Annotated in this window: 18 protein-coding genes; 7 read left to right on the top strand and 11 right to left on the bottom strand. The window is 72.7% G+C overall.

The features are described from left to right. Complete coding sequence (locus ACRYCC_RS39445) at positions 1-1,908, bottom strand: zinc metalloprotease (RefSeq protein ID WP_433819196.1); 1,908 nt, start codon at positions 1,906-1,908, stop codon at positions 1-3. Between the two features lie 317 nt (positions 1,909-2,225). On the opposite strand from ACRYCC_RS39445, the gene ACRYCC_RS39440 reads away from it, so the two are divergent. Both ACRYCC_RS39440 and ACRYCC_RS39435 read left to right on the top strand, forming a co-directional pair. Further along, on the top strand, positions 2,226-3,230 hold the full coding sequence (locus ACRYCC_RS39440) for a DUF7064 domain-containing protein (RefSeq protein WP_433819195.1): 1,005 nt from the start codon (positions 2,226-2,228) through the stop codon (positions 3,228-3,230). Further along, positions 3,227-4,291: a phosphotransferase family protein gene (locus ACRYCC_RS39435; protein ID WP_433819194.1), complete on the top strand. Its 1,065-nt coding sequence runs from the start codon at positions 3,227-3,229 to the stop codon at positions 4,289-4,291. The genes ACRYCC_RS39440 and ACRYCC_RS39435 overlap by 4 nt, the downstream gene beginning before the upstream one ends. Before the next feature lie 243 nt (positions 4,292-4,534). Here ACRYCC_RS39435 and ACRYCC_RS39430 read toward each other — a convergent pair whose 3' ends face one another. The 4 genes from ACRYCC_RS39430 to ACRYCC_RS39415 form a co-directional block, all read right to left on the bottom strand. After that, the gene (locus ACRYCC_RS39430) at positions 4,535-5,230 is read right to left on the bottom strand and encodes a hypothetical protein (RefSeq protein WP_433819193.1); all 696 of its coding nucleotides are present in this window, start codon (positions 5,228-5,230) and stop codon (positions 4,535-4,537) included. Between the two features lie 157 nt (positions 5,231-5,387). Further along, a complete protein-coding gene (locus ACRYCC_RS39425; protein ID WP_433819192.1) occupies positions 5,388-6,539 on the bottom strand; it encodes an IS4 family transposase in 1,152 nt (383 codons plus the stop codon). A gap of 194 nt (positions 6,540-6,733) precedes the next feature. Then, complete coding sequence (locus tag ACRYCC_RS39420; protein WP_433819191.1) at positions 6,734-7,174, bottom strand: SRPBCC family protein; 441 nt, start codon at positions 7,172-7,174, stop codon at positions 6,734-6,736. Then, positions 7,171-7,521: an ArsR/SmtB family transcription factor gene (locus ACRYCC_RS39415; RefSeq protein WP_433819190.1), complete on the bottom strand. Its 351-nt coding sequence runs from the start codon at positions 7,519-7,521 to the stop codon at positions 7,171-7,173. The genes ACRYCC_RS39420 and ACRYCC_RS39415 overlap by 4 nt, the downstream gene beginning before the upstream one ends. Before the next feature lie 81 nt (positions 7,522-7,602). Here ACRYCC_RS39415 and ACRYCC_RS39410 point away from each other — a divergent pair, with 81 nt between their 5' ends. Continuing rightward, complete coding sequence (locus ACRYCC_RS39410; RefSeq protein ID WP_433819189.1) at positions 7,603-7,869, top strand: hypothetical protein; 267 nt, start codon at positions 7,603-7,605, stop codon at positions 7,867-7,869. A 52-nt stretch (positions 7,870-7,921) separates the two neighbouring features. Further along, complete coding sequence (locus tag ACRYCC_RS39405; protein ID WP_433819188.1) at positions 7,922-8,665, top strand: SDR family NAD(P)-dependent oxidoreductase; 744 nt, start codon at positions 7,922-7,924, stop codon at positions 8,663-8,665. A gap of 34 nt (positions 8,666-8,699) precedes the next feature. On the opposite strand, the gene ACRYCC_RS39400 is transcribed toward ACRYCC_RS39405, so the two are convergent. The 3 genes from ACRYCC_RS39400 to ACRYCC_RS39390 all read right to left on the bottom strand — a co-directional run bounded on the left by ACRYCC_RS39400 (position 8,700) and on the right by ACRYCC_RS39390 (position 10,669). Next, positions 8,700-9,626 carry a hypothetical protein gene (locus ACRYCC_RS39400; RefSeq protein WP_433819187.1) on the bottom strand — a complete coding sequence of 309 codons (927 nt, stop codon included), beginning with the start codon at positions 9,624-9,626 and terminating at the stop codon, positions 8,700-8,702. Between the two features lie 183 nt (positions 9,627-9,809). Next, positions 9,810-10,190 carry an SSI family serine proteinase inhibitor gene (locus tag ACRYCC_RS39395; protein ID WP_433819186.1) on the bottom strand — a complete coding sequence of 127 codons (381 nt, stop codon included), beginning with the start codon at positions 10,188-10,190 and terminating at the stop codon, positions 9,810-9,812. Positions 10,191-10,312: 122 nt separating this feature from the next. After that, positions 10,313-10,669 carry a nucleotide pyrophosphohydrolase gene (locus tag ACRYCC_RS39390; protein WP_433819185.1) on the bottom strand — a complete coding sequence of 119 codons (357 nt, stop codon included), beginning with the start codon at positions 10,667-10,669 and terminating at the stop codon, positions 10,313-10,315. 215 nt (positions 10,670-10,884) lie between these two features. On the opposite strand from ACRYCC_RS39390, the gene ACRYCC_RS39385 reads away from it, so the two are divergent. Both ACRYCC_RS39385 and katG read left to right on the top strand, forming a co-directional pair. Next, positions 10,885-11,322, top strand: a complete 438-nt coding sequence (locus ACRYCC_RS39385) for a Fur family transcriptional regulator (protein WP_433819184.1) — start codon at positions 10,885-10,887, stop codon at positions 11,320-11,322. Between the two features lie 33 nt (positions 11,323-11,355). Further along, positions 11,356-13,587: a catalase/peroxidase HPI gene (gene katG / locus ACRYCC_RS39380; protein WP_433819183.1), complete on the top strand. Its 2,232-nt coding sequence runs from the start codon at positions 11,356-11,358 to the stop codon at positions 13,585-13,587. 114 nt (positions 13,588-13,701) lie between these two features. Here the strand turns inward: katG and ACRYCC_RS39375 are convergent, their stop codons facing one another. From ACRYCC_RS39375 to ACRYCC_RS39365, 3 genes are all read right to left on the bottom strand, one after another. Then, positions 13,702-14,535: a patatin-like phospholipase family protein gene (locus tag ACRYCC_RS39375; RefSeq protein WP_433819182.1), complete on the bottom strand. Its 834-nt coding sequence runs from the start codon at positions 14,533-14,535 to the stop codon at positions 13,702-13,704. Positions 14,536-14,688: 153 nt separating this feature from the next. After that, positions 14,689-15,036 (bottom strand): winged helix-turn-helix domain-containing protein, encoded by a 348-nt coding sequence (locus ACRYCC_RS39370; RefSeq protein ID WP_433819181.1) that lies wholly within the window; start codon positions 15,034-15,036, stop codon positions 14,689-14,691. Continuing rightward, positions 15,033-15,485 carry a hypothetical protein gene (locus ACRYCC_RS39365; RefSeq protein ID WP_433819180.1) on the bottom strand — a complete coding sequence of 151 codons (453 nt, stop codon included), beginning with the start codon at positions 15,483-15,485 and terminating at the stop codon, positions 15,033-15,035. Before ACRYCC_RS39365 ends, ACRYCC_RS39370 begins: the two co-directional genes overlap by 4 nt. Positions 15,486-15,676: 191 nt before the next feature. On the opposite strand from ACRYCC_RS39365, the gene ACRYCC_RS39360 reads away from it, so the two are divergent. Beyond that, entirely contained in the window at positions 15,677-16,423 is a 747-nt protein-coding gene (locus ACRYCC_RS39360) for a class I SAM-dependent methyltransferase (RefSeq protein ID WP_433819179.1), read from the top strand. Positions 16,424-16,427: the final 4 nt, after the last annotated feature.

Here is a 16,427-nt window from a genome sequence, read left to right as displayed (position 1 = left end):
TCAGCCCGGCAGGGTGCGCGCCAGCGCCATGGTGTGCTCGGCGGTGTGCCGGTCGAAGGCGCGCAGCGCGACCGCGTCCAGGGACTCCAGCAGCGCGGCGGCCCGCTCCGGGTCTCCCGGGCTCTCGGTGAAGCGCCCGTCGCGGTAGCGCACCGAGGGGCGTGCCGCGTCGAGGCCCGCGGCCCGTACGATCGCCGCCGCGACCGCGTCGCCCGGCCCGTTGACGGCCTCGCGGCGGTCGCGTACCTCCTCCAGCGCGTCGCGCGCGGTACCGAGGCAGTCGCTGCCGCCGAGGGCGAACCAGGCGCCGACGTCCGGCCGCAGCAGGACCATGGCGTCGCGCTCCTCCTCCAGACTCTGCGGATGGGCGACCCGGATGCGCAGCGGCGTACCCGCGATGATCTGGTCGATCTGCTGGCCGAAGAGGGCCGTGCTGGGGAAGTTCAGCAGCGGGACGATGTCGTAGTCGCCCGGCTCGGGGAACGGGAACCCGCCGGACCCGAAGGTGAGGTTGAGGTTGTTGCGCAGGCGGCCTCCCGGCCGCACCACCTCGCCCGTCCCGGGCAGCTGGTCGAAGCACCGTTGCATGATCGGGGTGAACGGCATCGCGTCGGTGAGCGCGGTCGGTGCGGCCGGTACGGAGCCGGAGCGGCGGCGGATGAGGATCTCCAGGATGCCGGCCTTCGGGTCGAGGACCTCGGCGGGGAAGGTCACGTCGGCGGGCGTCGCGTTCTCCAGCGTGATCTCCAGGAACACCGGCTGGCCGAAGGCGAAGAGAGGGCCGGCCGCGGGCGGCGTCAGCGTGAGCTTGAAACCGGGCACCGGAACCTCGGGAAGGTAGGGGGAGTACCCGCCCGTGCCGTCGGCCCAGTAGCGGATGGAGTGGAAGGGCGCGCCGCCGGGGACGACGGCCGCCTTCGGCGCGTGCCGCAGGAACTCCCGCTCGTCGGGGTCGAAGGTGAACGCGAACCGCTCCCAGAACTCGGCGGTGTGGCCGCCGCCCCGGTAACGCCAGTCGTAGTTCATGAAGGAGGTCGAGTCGGCCCGGCCCACCTCCCGTTCGAAGCGATGCGCGAGGTTGAGCGCGTGCCCCAGCTCGTGCACGGTGGTCTGGAGGATCTTCCGGTCCTCGACGTCGTCCGGCAGGTGCCCCCGGATCTCGTCGACGAAGATCGCGACCCCCTGGCGCTGGAGCACCCCGGAGGCGTCGAACATCACGCCCAGCAGGCCGTCGCGCGTCGACCGGGACAGCATGAGCAGATGGAGCTGCCAGTCCGGGGCGGAGAGCTGGGCCTGGGCCGTCGAGCTCATCAGGTCGTTGAGCACGGTGAACGTCTGCGAGAGGGCCCATCCGTCGGCCGACCGGGGGATCTCGGTGAAGTCGCCGGCGTCCGAGACGGCGAAGCCCGCCGCCCGCAGGCATCCGTGCAGCGTCTGGTCCGGGTGGTCCGGGAAGGCCACCGGCCCCGGCAACCGCACCCCGTCCTCCTTCTCGACCTCGATGCCGAGCTCGCGCAGCTCCGATCCGGCCAGCGCGGCCGTGACGACCAGGTCCCGGCCCTGTGGCACGCCGTTCAGCACGCGGTCGGCCCGCAGCGTCAGCGTCACGGTGTCCTCGCTGTCCGCGGCCGCGGTGAGCCCCAGCGTCCCGGTGGTCGCTGCGCCGAGCCCGTCCAGCCACTCCGCGGCCCAGTGCCCGCCGTACGGGGGAATGCGCAGGCCGGGGGCGGTCCGGACCGAGGCGACGTAGTCGCGGAACGACGGGCCCATCCGGTAAACGTCGCCGCTCACCACCCCGGTGTCCTCGGTGTCGACCCGGAGCACGACGAAGATCTTCCCGTCGCCGCCCTCGTACCGCCCGTCCCGTATCCGCTGCTCCTTGTCGGAGTGACCGCCTGTCTCGGACATGTCCCGCCTCCTCGGCCCGGTCCGGACGGTGCGCGGTCTCGGCTGATCGCTGGAAGTCCCCGCCCGGTTCGCCTCCGAGCCTGGGACCGTGGAGGCGGGCACGCCTGAGTACCCCCGTACTCGGATCGCGGTCGTCACCGGACGGTCACATGGTGTACGCGGGCGCCTGGAGCCCTTCGAGCCGGGAGGGCGAGGTTCCCTGTATCGCTTGACCGCCACCGAACGGAATTCTAGTGTGGCGATGCCCGCGATGATCGCCGGGACGCAGGCCACCCGGTGGCGTGCGACGGTTCATTCGCCTGCCAGGGAGCCGCGTCGTGAGCCTGATCGTCGATCATGGGACGTGGTCGCTGCGGCCCGCCGACGAAGCGCTGCACGACCCCGGGCCCGAGCTGCTGTGGAACGAGTCGTACTACTTCGACTTCGTGTCGGAGGACGGCTCGGTCGCCGGCTACGTACGGCTCGGCCTGTACCCCAACTGGGACCGCGCCTGGTACTGGGCGTGCGTGGTGCGGCCGGGCCGGCCGCTGGTGCTGGTGGCCGACAACGCCGTGCCGCTGCCGCGGGACGGCTCGCCCGGGCCGGCGGAGATCCGCGGGAGGTCCGCCACCGGGCCGTACGTTGCGGGCCAGCAGATCACGCGCCCGATGGAGGCCGCGCGGGTCACCATGAGCACGGCGTCCGCCGCGGTGCTGCCCGATCCGTCGGCGGCCTACCACGACCTGGCCGGCGCGGAGACCACCGCCCTCGCCCTCGATCTGGAATGGGCGACGCTCGGCGGCGTCTACCCGTACAAGGACCTGCCGAGGTACGAGATCCCCTGCCAGGTGACCGGCACCGTCCGGGTCGGCGACGAGCGGATCGCCGTCACCGGTCACGGGGAGCGCGACCACAGCTGGGGCGAGCGCGACTGGTGGCAGATCTCCTGGATGTGGTCCTCGGGGCGGCTGGCCGACGGCACCGCCTTCCACGGCATGCAGGCCAACCTCGGCATCCCCTGGCCGTGGCCGTCGTTCACCGTGGCCCCGGGGTCGCGGATCGAGCACCGTGACGGCTTCCGGGCCTCCACCGGGTTCGGCGCCGACGACTTCCCGGTCGTCTCCCGGTTTCGGCTGGCGGGGGAGCCGGTGACGGCGACGCCGGTCTGTTTCGCGCCGGTCGCGATGACCGCTCCCGACGGCCGGGTGGCGCACTTCCCCCGGGCGCTGTGCCGCTTCGAGACGGGCGACGGCCGGGCTGGCCACGGCTGGACCGAATGGCACCAGCCCCCGGGCTGGCGCGACCACGACTGGTCGGGGGCGGCCGGGGAGCCGCCCGGATGACCGGCCCGCCGCCGGTCGTCGGCGGGGCCGCCCAGCTGACGGCGCCGTGGCTCACCGCGGCGCTGGCGGGCCGGCTGGACGGCGCGACGGTCACCGAGGTCGGCGCGGCCCCGGTCGGCACCGGCCAGGTCGCCGACAGCCTGCGGCTCACCCTCACCTACGACCGGCCGGTCGACCTGCCCGCCACCCTCGTCGCCAAGGTGCCCGCCGCGGCCGAGGCGAGCCGCGCCGCCGCCCGCGCCGTCCGGACGTACGAGATCGAGGCGAGCTTCTACGCGGAGATCGCCCCGGGCCTGCGCGCCCGGGTCCCGGAGTGCTTTCACTGCGCCTACGACCCAGAGCACGACGACTTCGTCGTCCTGCTGGAAGACCTCGCCCCGGCCGTCCAGGCGGACCAGATCACCGGCATGACCGTCCCCGACGCGGCGGCGGCGCTCGCCGAGCTGGCCCTGCTGCACGCCGCCCGGTGGGGCGATCCGGCCCTGGCCGAGTCGCCCTGGCTCAACCGCAACACCCCCGAGGCCACCGCCTTCACCGCCGAGATGGTCACCGGCCTGTACCCCGGGTTCCGGGAGCGGTACGCCGGCCGGCTGGAGCCGGACTCACTCGCGCTGATCGAGCGTTTCCTGCCGCACCTGGCCGGATATCTCGGCGCCCGGTACGAGACGTGGACGATCGTGCACGGCGATTTCCGGGCCGACAACCTGCTCGTCGGCGCCCCCCGGGTCGCGGTGCTCGACTGGCAGACCTGCGCCTACGGCCCGGCCGCGGCGGACGTGTCCTACTTCCTCGGCTCCAGCCTCTCGGTGACCGACCGCCGCGCCCACGAGGAGGACCTGGTGCGCGGTTACCACCGGGCCCTCACCGCGCACGGCGTCGGCCTGGACTGGGACGAGTGCTGGACCGGTTACCGGCGCTACGCCTTCAACGGGCTCGTGATGGCGGTCGGGGCCGCGATGCTCGTCGAGCGCACCGTCCGGGGCGACGAGATGTTCTGCACCATGGCCGACCGGCACGCCAGGCACGCGCTCGACCTGGACTCGGCCGCGCTGCTGCCCTGACGCTCCCGCGACGACGGCGCCCGCATTATCGCCGGGGGACGGCCGCTGAGACCGCGGAAAAAACGACCCAATGAACCCTCAGGAACAGGGACCAGGGCTCCGGTCGCGAGCGAGAACAAAGGCCGGGTCGCCTTTCCCGGGAATGGCCGGAGAAAGGCCCCGGCCGGCTTCGCGGACCGCAGCCGGGCCGCTTTCCCGGAGGGCGGGGAGGCGGCCCGGCCATGGCGGCGGGGTGGAGACCCGTCAGGACGTGAGGTGCAGCGTCTGGTCGTAGGTCCCGGATCCGGCGGTCGTCTCGCCGAGGATCTTGAAGGCCGCGGAGTAGGTGGCGGTGCCCGGGCACAGGAAGCTGCCGCTGTCCTTGGTCAGCGTGATGCCATTGGCCCTGGCCTGGGCCTCCGGCACGGAGGTGTCCGGCCGGCTCGTGTTGTCGGAGTTGTAGAAGTCCATGGTGACGCTGTTGCCCGCGCCGGAGCCCCGGTAGGTGCAGTTGATCGAGCCGAACCAGCCGGTGGTCACGGAGGTGACCTTCAGGCTGTTGACCGTGAACGTGCCGTCACGCCCGCCGGGCACGGGCGCGTAGGCGATGCTGCCGCCGTTCCAGGGCAGGCCGACCGGGGTCGTGGTGGACGTGCCGCCCGCGCTGTTCGGGCAGGTCGTGGCGGTGCCGTTGTGGAACGCGTAGACCGAGACGTTCAGGTTGGTGCCGTCCGAGCCCACCGTGGCGTCGATGGTCCCGGTGTCGCAGGAGGCGCTGCCGAGCGAGGTCGTGGTCGTCACGGGGGCGATCAGCGTCGCCCGGACATTGCCGGCGTAGGCGGCACCGGCCGCGTCGTCCGCGTGGACGGTGGTGGTGGCCGCCGAAGCGGAGGGGGAGGTGAGGGCGATCGCCATGGCGGCTCCCGCACCCACGAGGGCGACGTTTCTGATGCGTTTCATCGGACACTCCTTTGTGATCTATCAGCCATGGTGAGGGTAAATAGCCCTAAATGGCGCGTCAAGGCCCATGTCATGGCAATCTCAACAAAAGAGGAATATGTCCTGGTCGGCGGTACTTAATACAATTATCGTGAGATAAGCGCTCGGTTTCTGAGGGCTATTGTCCGGCATTCTCGGCGGGTGCCCGGTAGTCGGCGCGCCAGGCGCAGGGGCAGGGCGGCCGGGTGATGCCGGTCGCCTGGCAGGTCAGCATGCGGACGGCCTGGTACGTGCACAGCAGAGCCCAGATCTCCTGGGCCACCAGCTCCGGATTCTTCGAGCGCAAGGTGATCCTCGAACCGTCCTGGTCGGACTTCACCCAGGCGAGCGCGCTGTCCATCACCCATCGCCGGGCGTAGCGGAGGGCGAGCTCGGCCGCGGGCGCCTGCCCGGGGTCGGTCAGCGTGGTGACCAGCCGGACGGGCGCCGGTTCCGTACCGGGCCGGGGTCCACCGGCGGGGAGCTCGACGACCCGGACCGGGACGCCTGCCAGGCCGTCCGGCCAGGACAGGTACGACCCGTCGGCGAGGTCGCGCCCGACCGGCAGTGCCTGGCGGGAGGAGACCTCCCACAGCAGTTGCGCCCCGGTGCCGGCCGCTGTGCGCCACAGCTCGGGGTCCCAGTAGGCGGAGCCGGCCAGCAGCAGCATCCCGGGCGCCAGGCAGCGCAGCATCCGCCGGGCCAGCACCCGCTCGCCGACCGTGGGGTCCCCGAAGGTCGCGTCGATCAGCGCGTGCGTCCCGCACTCGGCCACCGCCAGCACCCGGACCTGGGGGATCCGCGAGCGCCCCGCGGCACCCGCGAACGCGGCGTTGTCGCTGGTGCCGGACACGTCCAGCGTCGAGCCGTCCAGCGTGACCAGCCGCAGACCGGCGTACCACGAGTCCCGGGCCCTGGGCGCGGCGACCGGCCCGGACACCCGGCAGAACAGGATGCGCATCGGCTCGGCGCCCAGCCGGGCCCGGGCGCGGCTGATCGCGGACGCGGTCGGCACCTCCCACCTGCGCGCCCCCCGTGACCGCCAGGCCAGCCCGTTCAGCAGCAGGCGCATGACCTGGTCGTAGTTCCGGCCGATGAACAGGCACAGGGCGAGGACGTAGTAGATGGTCAGGCGGGCGGGCAGAGCCCGGCGGCGCCGGTCGGCGCAGCCGCCGGCCTCCACGACCTCGTCGATGAGCGACATGGGGAAGATCGACGTCAGCAGGCCGATCGACACCCGGTCCGCCAGGCTCTCGTCCGGGAAGGGCCTCTCTCGTTCAACTCTGGCCACCGGCGCACGGTAGCAGGACTGAGCAAGCAAGCGCTTGAGTCAACATGATCGCGGTTACGGCGTCCGTTTCCCGGCGATTCGATCGGTCCGCAGGCCGGTGATGAGCGCGAGCCCGTGTTCGGCCTCGATGGCCCGCCAGGTCGCCCGGCCGAGCACGGCCGGGGCGTCGGTGCGGGCGATCTGGATTGGGCCCCCTACCGGCCCGCCGCGAGGTGGGTCTCGAGCTTGCCGGCCATCTCCGTCCAGATCGGCGTGGCCCTGTCGCGGAAACCACGGCTGGGCAGCCGTTCGTGGGTGATGGTCATCTCGGTGGTGTCGCCGCCGGCCCGGAGGGTGACGGTGACCTGGGTCGGGTGGCCGCCGGTGCTGCCGGCACGCCAGGTGAAGACCAGCCGCCGCGGGGGCTCCACGACCAGGTATTCGCCGGTGACCTCGTCGACGCCGTCGGGGAAGAGCTTGACGATGCGGTAGCGGCCGCCCACCACGGGGTCGCACTCGGCTTCGGCGACGGTTCCCGGGCCGGGGCAGAGCCACTGCTGGAGCCGGTCGGCGCTGGTCCAGGCGTCGAAGACGTCCTGCGGGGTGGCCTTCAGGGTGCGGGTCACCCGGACGATGCCGGTCAGCGGCTCGGTCAAGGGGTCTGCTCCTCGTCGGGCCGGCGCTGCTCCAGGTGCTGGACCAGGGCGTCGGCGCGGTGCTCCCAGAAGGCGGTGTACTCGGCGATCCAGTGCTCGGCCTCGGCCAGCCGCCCGGGGTCGGCGCGCAGGTAGTGGTCACGGCCACGGATCTCCCGGTGGACCAGCCCGGCGCGCTCCAGGACCAGGATGTGCTTCGACACCGTGGCCAGCGACATCGGCAACGGCCGGGCGATGTCGGTGACGCGCGCCTCCGCCCGCCGCAGCCGGTGCAGGATCGCGCGCCGGGTGGGGTTGGCCAGCGCGGCGTAGGTCAGGTCCAGCGCCTCGGCAGAACGTTCAGCCACATTGCGAAATGTTAGCCGCTCGATTATGTTCAGCCAAGTGGCTGAATGTCTTGGTTCGCACCTGACGAGCGGAGTGACGGGATGACGATGCGGGCTTCCCGGTGGGGATGGACGCTGGGCCTGGCGTCGATGGGAGTGTTCCTGACCTCCCTCGACGTGGTGGTCGTGGCGACGGCGCTGCCGGTGCCGTGCTTCCCGACCGTGGCCGGCGCCGTGGTCTCCTCCGCGCCCCTGGAGGACGCCGGCATGGTCTTCGCCTTGCTCGCCCCGCCACGGTCACGGCCCCCGGGCCTCGCCGTCCCCGGCCCGGCCGCGGCGGCCACCGCGTCGGCGGTCGAGGCCGGATGACCGCACCGCACCACAGCACAGCACAGCACCGACACGAAAGTGAGGATCCACTATGACCGATCTCAAGGGGACCACCGCGCTCGTCACGGGCGCCGGCCGCGGCTTCGGGCGCGCCGCCGCCACCGCGCTCACCGGTGCCGGAGCGGAGGTCGTCGGGGTGGCCCGCGACCGCGCGGCACTGGAGGACCTGCGAGCCGAACTCGGGGACGCCTTCGTACTGGTGGCCGCGGACGCCACCGACCCCGGCCTGGCGAACCGCCTGCTGGCCGCGCACCGGCCGCGGACCCTCGTGCTCAACGCCGGAGCACGCCCGGTGTCACGGCCCCTCCACCACCACACCTGGGAGACCTTCAGCCGTAACTGGGAGACCGACGTCCGCCATGTCTTCCACTGGGTCCGGGCGGCGATGCTGCTTCCCCTCGCCCCCGGCAGCACGGTCATCGCCGTCTCCAGCGCGGCGGCCCTGGGGGGCTCGCCGCTCAGCGGCGGCTACGCGGGGGCCAAGGCCGCGGTCAGGTTCGTCGCCGCCTACGCGGCCACCGAGTCCGAACGCGACGGGTCGGGGCTGCGGTTCACCGCGGTGCTCCCGTCGCTCACACCGGCCACCGAGCTCGGCGCGGAGGCGGTCGCCGCCTACGCGGGTCGGGAGGGCGTCCCGGTCGAGACCTTCCTCGGCCGCCTCGGCCCGATCCTCACCCCGGAGCAGGTGGCCGCCGCCGTCCTCGACCTGGCCACCACCGCCGCCCCCCGGGCGGCCTACCGGATCACCGCCGCCGGGCTCGTGCCGCTCGACTGAGCCCGCCGCCGCCCCGGCGATGGACGGCGGGCTCCTACCCGGGGAAGGCTCCGGGGTCGACCGGGCTTGTGCGCGCCGTTCCGCCGGCGACGGGCTGCAGGGTGATCCGCCACTTGCTCCACCGGATCTGGGTGGAGGTGTAGGTGGTCTTGAAAGCCAGTGAGTCCTCGAACCGCTCGAACGCGCAGTTGCGGGAGAACGACTTGGCCCCGGCGTCCCAGCCCGCCCCGGTGCTGAAGAAGACCTGGTAGGTGCCGTCGTTCACGCCGGTCACCTCGTACTTCTTCCCCTTGCGCACGTAGACCGAGTACACCGGGCGCCTGCCGCGCAGGAGGGTGATGACGGCGTCCGCGGAGCCGCCGTTGTCGATGTTGAGCGAGCCCCGGCCGCCGCGGCCGCCCGACCGCACGAAGCTCCCGTTCGACAGGCGGCGGGAGGCGTCCTTGACCGCGGTCGGCGGCTTCAGGGCGATCGGGTAGGCCGGGTCCTTCGCCGTGAGCGCCCGCGCCGCGTCACGGACGGCGGTCGTCGTCTCGGCGGGGGCCAGCCGGGCGCGTACGGCGGACGCGGTGCACAGCGCCCGGTCGTTCACGTCCTGCCTCAGGGCGGTCAGGTCGTCGCGCAGCCGCTGCATCCCGGTGACCAGTGCCGTGTGCTCGGCCGCGACGGCCGCCGGTGGCGTGACCTGCCCCAGCTGGGCGACGGCCGAGGCCGCCGCCTGCTCGGCGGCGGTCATGCGCTGGGGCAGTGCCTTGTACGCGGCGGCCTTCTCGAAGGCGGTCAGTGCCGCGTTGAGCTGCTTCACGGCGCCGTCCAGCGCCCGGCGGTAGTCCTCGGGCGACGTCGCCGGAGTCGCCGGGGCCGACGGCGCCGCGGTGGCGCTGGCACCTCCGGCCAGTGACCCGGACTTCTGACCCGACCCCGTGCAGGCGCCGAGCGCCAGCGCCGTCGAGATCGCCACCCCACAACCGAGTACGCGCCCGCCGCCCCACCTCATCACCTGACGATCCGCGAGGCCGTACCCGCCGTCAAGGGATGTCGGAGCAGCAGTGGCCCCTGTGACGGCCATGGCCGCTTATGGCCTCCGGCGGTGGCTCTCCGTGACGGGCGGTACGGTCCGGGCGGGGTCCGGTCCGGCGGCGGCTCAGGCGCCGAACTGGAAGACCGGGTCGAGCGCGGAGTGCATGATGCACGCGTTGCCGTACCTCTTGCGGAAGATGACTCCGTGGCCGTGCCAGACGCCGACCGCCTTCGCGACGACCGGGTCGTACTGCAGGGTGCAGACCCGGCCCTGGTCGGGCAGCCGGTTCAGGTCCCCGCCGACGGTCCGCAGCGCCGCGCAGGCCTCGGCGGGCCGCGGATGGGAACCGCCGTCCGGCTCGCAGGTCAGCAGCACGCTCGTCGGCTTGCCGGTGGTGGGCGTGATGGTCAGCCGCAACAGCCCCCGTGCCCCCTGGGCATGGGCGGGCGCCGCCGCGGCGGCCAGGACGAGTGCACCCAGGGCGCTGGCGGTGAGCAGACGCATGAACGATCCTCACGTACGGTGTTCGAATGACCACACCACGTTAGAACCGATCCGACCCGCGCTGTGTCACCAACGCGCCCGGGCGCTCAGCCGATGAGACCGGCGCCGAGCGACATTTCGGGTCAGGTCAGCGGAGGCGCCTTGCGGATGGTGCCCCGGTAGGTCTCCGGGTCGTAGCGCCGCTCGCTCTCGTCGAGCTTGGCGTGGGCGGCCTCGACCAGGTCGACGTCCAGGACGTCGGCCAGCCGGGTCAGATAGAGGAACACGTCGGCCAGTTCCGAGCGCACTCGCGCGCCCGCCTCGGGATCGGCCATGACCGTCCGGGACGCCTCCGGGGTGAGCCACTGCAGTTCGGCGATCAGCTCACCCGCCTCCCCGGCCAGCGCCATCGCCAGGTTCTTCGGGGTGTGGAACTGCTCCCAGTCGCGTACGGCCGCGAACTCCCGGAGCCGCCGTGCCAGTGCTCCGAACTCGTCCATGGTGCCCAGGCTAGTGCCGCGTCGGGCGACGCAGGCCCTGTTGGCGATCTTGCTGTCCGACCGCGTGCGGGCGGGGCAGGCCGCCCGCACGCGGGCCTGGGCCGGAGGCCGGGATCACGTCACGCGCCACGAGGCAAATGTTGACCGATGCCACACTAAACTTGGACTATTCGTTATATTGTGGTCTTCGTGTTTATGAGGGTAGGTTCGGCGCTATGACCCCATCCGGGACTCCGACCATCGCCGAGGAACTGCGCGGTGCCGGCCTGCGGGTGACGGCCGCACGCGTCGCACTGCTCGAGACCGTCCGGCACGGTGACCACCTCGGCGTCGAGGCGATCGCCTCCGGGGTGCGCGATCGCGTGGGCCACATCTCGCTTCAAGCCGTGTACGAGGCACTCCACGCGCTCACCGCGGCCGGACTCGTACGCCGTATCGAACCGGCCGGCAGCCCGGCCCGCTACGAGGGACGGGTCGGGGACAACCACCACCACGTCGTGTGCCGGTCGTGCGGTGTCGTCGCCGACGTCGATTGCGCGGTCGGCGAGGCGCCCTGCCTGACCTCGTCCGACGACCACGGCTTCTCGATCGACGAGGCCGAGGTCATCTACTGGGGCCTGTGCCCCGGCTGTTCCACCACCCGAACCTCCTGAGCACCGTGATTCCCCTAGTCCGGAAGGATTCCCATGTCCGAGAACCATGACGCAATCGTCACCGACGCGAAGCCGGAGAGCGCAGATGGCTGCCCGGTCGCGCACGGGCGCGCCCCGCACCCGACTCAGGGTGGCGGAAACCGCCAGTGGTGGCCGGAACGGCTCAACCTGAAGATCCTTGCCAAGAACCCCGCCGTGGCCAACCCCCTCGGTGAGGAGTTCGACTACGCGACGGCGTTCAAGGCCCTCGATCTTGCGGCCGTGAAGCAGGACATCGCGGAGGTGCTGACGACCTCCCAGGACTGGTGGCCGGCCGACTTCGGCAACTACGGCCCGTTCATGATCCGTATGGCGTGGCACAGCGCCGGAACCTACCGGATCAGCGACGGCCGCGGCGGCGCCGGCGCCGGCCAGCAGCGTTTCGCCCCCCTGAACAGCTGGCCGGACAACGCCAACCTCGACAAGGCCCGCCGCCTGCTGTGGCCGGTCAAGAAGAAGTACGGCCAGAGCCTGTCGTGGGCCGACCTGCTGGTCCTCACCGGCAACGTCGCCCTGGAGTCGATGGGCTTCGAGACCTTCGGCTTCGCCGGCGGCCGCGAGGACGTCTGGGAGCCCGAGGAGGACGTCTACTGGGGTCCCGAGTCCACCTGGCTCGACGACCAGCGCTACACCGGCGACCGTGAACTCGAGAGCCCGCTCGGCGCGGTCCAGATGGGCCTCATCTACGTCAACCCGGAGGGCCCGAACGGCAACCCGGACCCGCTCGCCTCGGCCCGCGACATCCGTGAGACGTTCCGGCGGATGGCGATGAACGACGAGGAGACGGTCGCCCTGATCGCCGGCGGTCACACCTTCGGCAAGACCCACGGCGCCGGCCCGGCCGACCACGTCGGCGCCGACCCCGAGGCCGCCTCGCTCGAGGAGCAGGGCCTCGGCTGGAACAACACCTACGGCACCGGCAAGGGTGGTGACACGATCACCAGCGGTCTCGAGGGTACGTGGACGAACACCCCGGTGAACTGGGACAACAGCTTCTTCGAGATCCTGTTCGGCTACGAGTGGGAGCTGACCCAGAGCCCCGCCGGCGCGAACCAATGGAGGCCGAAGGACGGCGCCGGCGCGGGCACGGTCCCCGACGCCCACGACCCCTCGAAGAGCCACGCCCCGACGATGCTGACGACCGACCTCGCGCTCCGCGTCGACCCGGTCTACGAGCAGATCTCGCGGCGCTTCCTGGAGAACCCCGACCAGTTCGCGGACGCCTTCGCCCGCGCGTGGTTCAAGCTGACCCACCGCGACATGGGCCCGGTCGTGCGCTACCTCGGCCCGGAGGTCCCGACCGAGACGCTGCTGTGGCAGGACCCGCTCCCCGCGGTGACGCACGAGCTCGTCGACGCCGAGGACGTCGCCTCCCTCAAGGACCGGATCCTCGCCTCGGGCCTGTCGGTGTCCGAGCTCGTGTCCACCGCGTGGGCGTCGGCCTCGTCCTTCCGTGGCAGCGACAAGCGCGGCGGCGCCAACGGTGCGCGCATCCGCCTCGAGCCGCAGAACGGCTGGGAGGTCAACGACCCCGACCGGCTGGCGACGGTGCTGCGCACCCTGGAGGGCATCCAGGAGGCCTTCAACGCCGCCCAGACCGGCGGCAAGCGGGTCTCGCTCGCCGACCTGATCGTGCTGGCCGGCGGCGCGGCCGTCGAGCGGGCCGCCAAGGACGCCGGCTTCGACGTCGAGGTCCCCTTCACGCCGGGCCGCGTGGACGCCTCCCAGGAGCAGACCGACGTGGAGTCCTTCACCGCGCTCGAGCCGACCGCCGACGGTTTCCGCAACTACCTCGGCAAGGGCGTCCGCCTGCCGGCCGAGTACCTGCTGATCGACCGGGCGAACCTGCTGACCCTGAGCGCCCCCGAGATGACGGTCCTCGTCGGCGGGCTCCGGGTCCTGGGCGCGAACTACCAGCAGTCGCCGCTCGGTGTCCTGACCACGACCCCCGGGTCGCTGACCAACGACTTCTTCGTCAACCTGCTCGACCTGGGCACGACGTGGAAGGCGACGTCCGAGGACGAGAACACGTTCGAGGGCCGCGACGCCGCCACGGGTCAGGTCAAGTGGAACGGCAGCCGTGCCGACCTCGTCTTCGGGTCGAACTCCGAGCTGCGCGCGCTCGCGGAGGTCTACGCGAGCGATGACGCGAAGGAGAAGTTCGTGCGCGACTTCGTCGCGGCGTGGGACAAGGTGATGAACCTCGACAGGTTCGACCTCGTCTGATCACGACGTCCAGGCCGGCCGGCGCCCCGGCCGGCCTGGACGTTCCCGGTCCGAAGCGGACGACGGGCCCTTTTGCCGGGATGCCGCCCGTACGGGCGACGCGGACGGCCGGCTTCAGGCCGACCAGACGGCGGCGACCTGGTCGGCGACCGCGGCGGCCTGCGCGTGGCCGGCCCGCGCCGCGGGGGCCCGGCGGGACGGGTCGAGGCTGTTGCGGCCGATGGCCCGCCGGGCGTCCTGGCCGGGGGAGACCACCGTCGCCTTCCCGTTCAGCCGCGCCACCTGGGAGGCCACTCCGGCGATCGGGCCGAAGCCCCGGGTGATCGGGGCGATGACGACGACGCGGTCGTGTCCGGTGGCCAGGTCGGCGTTGGTGGCCGAGCGCATGCCACCGTCGATGTAGCGGCGGCCGCCGATGGTCACCGGCGGCCACACCCCAGGCACGGCGCAGCTCGCGGCCACCGCCTCCACCAGCGGCACGCCGCTGCCGGAGTGGAAGACGGTGAACTCACCGGTGGCGGCGTCCACCGCGGTCAGCAGCAGCCGCCGGTCCTCCGGCCAGGTCTGGACCGGAAGCCGGGAGGCGATGACGGCCCGCCGTTCCGCCTCCGGAACGGTGATGGCGGCAAGCGCGAGCCGCCCGAAGGCGGCGCCGGCCTGCTGGGCGCCGCGCGACCGCAGCGTCGCCCAGCCGAGCCGCGCGATCGTCAGCGGGCGTAGCCTGGCCGCGATCTCCCCGGCCGCCCCGGCGAGCTGCACCGCGTAACGCTCGGCCGGATCGACGCCCGCCGCGACCTGCGCGCCCACGGCCGCACCGGCCGAGGTGCCCACGACCAGGTCGGCCGTCGTCAGGTCGACCCCGGCCTCCCGCAGCCCGGTCAGGATCCCCCACTCCCAGGCGATCCCGGTCACCCCGCCGCCGCCCAGCACCAGTGCCCTGCCCGCCATGTACGCGCTCCCTCCGGGGTCGGCCGCCGTCCCTGCAATGTACGCCGGATCACAGCGGCCGCTGAGCGGCTACTTCGCGGGGCCCGGCCTGACCCGGACCATGGGCCTGGTCCGGACGGGTGAGCCGCCGCCGGTCGGTGGCCGCGGCGCGCGTCACCCGGGACGTGGCCCCGGCGATCTCCGGCTCCCGGCGGCGGGAAGCCCCCCGGCGTCCTCCGCGATCATCCGAAGCGCCGCGCAGTGCGCGGCGAAGGCCCGTCGGCCCGCGCCGGTCAGGGACAGCCAGGTGCGCGGGCGCTTGCCCACGTGCCCCTTGGTGACCTTGACGTAGCCGGCCTGCTCCAGGGTGGCGGCCTGCTTGGACAGGACCGAGTCGCTGATCTCCACGGTGTCGCGCACGTACCCGAACTCGGCCTTCTCCGCGCCCGCCAGCGTCGCCACGATGGAGAACCTGACCGGCGAGTGGATGACCTCGTCCAGCCCGTGCCGTGGATGGCTCACCGCGGCCTCTCCGGCCGGGCCAGGCGGCGGGACGTCAGGTACGCGCTCACGAAGCCGGGCAGTGACACCGCCACGGCGCCGGGCAGCCACCAGCCGGGTTCGCCGGGGAACAGCGCGGTGCCCACGGCCAGTACGGTCGCGTACAGCAGCCCCCAGGTGGTGAGCATCGCCCCGTGCGCCACGGCCGTTCCCCGGTGGGCGACCGGCTGCCGGATCGCGTAGACGCTCAGCGCCACGATGACGGCCACCCAGACGGCCGTGCCGGCGATGACCCCGGCCGGCCCGTCCAGCATCCCGAGCGTCAGCACCATAAGGAAGGCCGCCGCGCCGAACACCGTCTGGTAGCGGACCAGCCAGCGGGAACGGTGGTCCACCGTGGCACGGAGCCGTGCGGCGTGGTCGAGCGCGCCCTGCGCGGTCACGGCGTCCACCGGGTCGTGCCCGTTCATGGGTCCTCCGGAAGGTCGGTTCGTTTCGAGTGTGGCAAGTACTTTCCACTATGGCAAGTAGTAGACCGATGGCCGGCCGGTGTTCTGGATGGTGAGACGATCTGTCTTGCCCAGTGAGATGCGAGTAGGGTGCGTACGGCAGGCGAGGCGTCCGCGGTGCCGTTCATCGCGGACCGGTGAGGAGCGGTGCCGTGGAGCTGCTGGAATGGGACGCGCGGAGCTACGCGGCACTGCCGCTCCCGCACGAGCGCTGGGGCGGCGAGGTCATCGAGCGGCTCGGCCCGGCGGGTGACGAGACGGTCCTCGACCTCGGCTGCGGGACCGGGCGCGATGCCGGCCGGCTGCTCGACGCGCTGCCCGCGGGCCGGGTGGTCGCCGTGGACGGGTCGGCGCAGATGCTCGCCGAGCTCAGGACCCGGCTGCGCGGCCGTCTCGACCGGGTCACCGTCGTCCAGGCCGACGTGCGGGAACCGCTGCCCCTCCCGTCACCCGTGGACGCGGCGATGAGCGTCGCGACCCTGCACTGGCTGCCCGACCACGCCGCGGTGTTCCGCCACCTCGCCGCGGTGCTGCGGCCCGGCGGCAGGTTCGTCGCGGAGGCCGGCGGCGCGGGCAACATCGTGGAGTTCCGCCGGGCGCTGGCCGAGGTCCAGGGCGGGGACGACGGCCGGTACTGGAACTTCGCCGGGATCGACGAGACCACCGAGCGGCTGCGCGCGGCCGGCTTCCGGGACGTCCAGGTCCGGCTGGTCCCGGATCCGGCGCGGCTGGAGCCCGGCGACCCGCTGGAGGCCTATCTGGCCACCGTGATGCTCGGGCCGCACCTGCGCGAGCTCCCGCCGGCCGCGCGGCCGGGCTTCGTCCGGGCGGTGGCCGCACGGCTCACCGAGCCGGTCATCGACTACGTCCGGCTCCAGATCCGCGCGGTCCGCGGCTGAGCGC

This window comes from Actinomadura scrupuli, from assembly GCF_050971785.1.
GTDB lineage: Bacteria > Actinomycetota > Actinomycetes > Streptosporangiales > Streptosporangiaceae > Actinomadura_E > Actinomadura_E scrupuli.
Note: the sequence above shows the minus strand (reverse complement) of the source record. Positions and strands in the feature narration are given on the sequence as shown.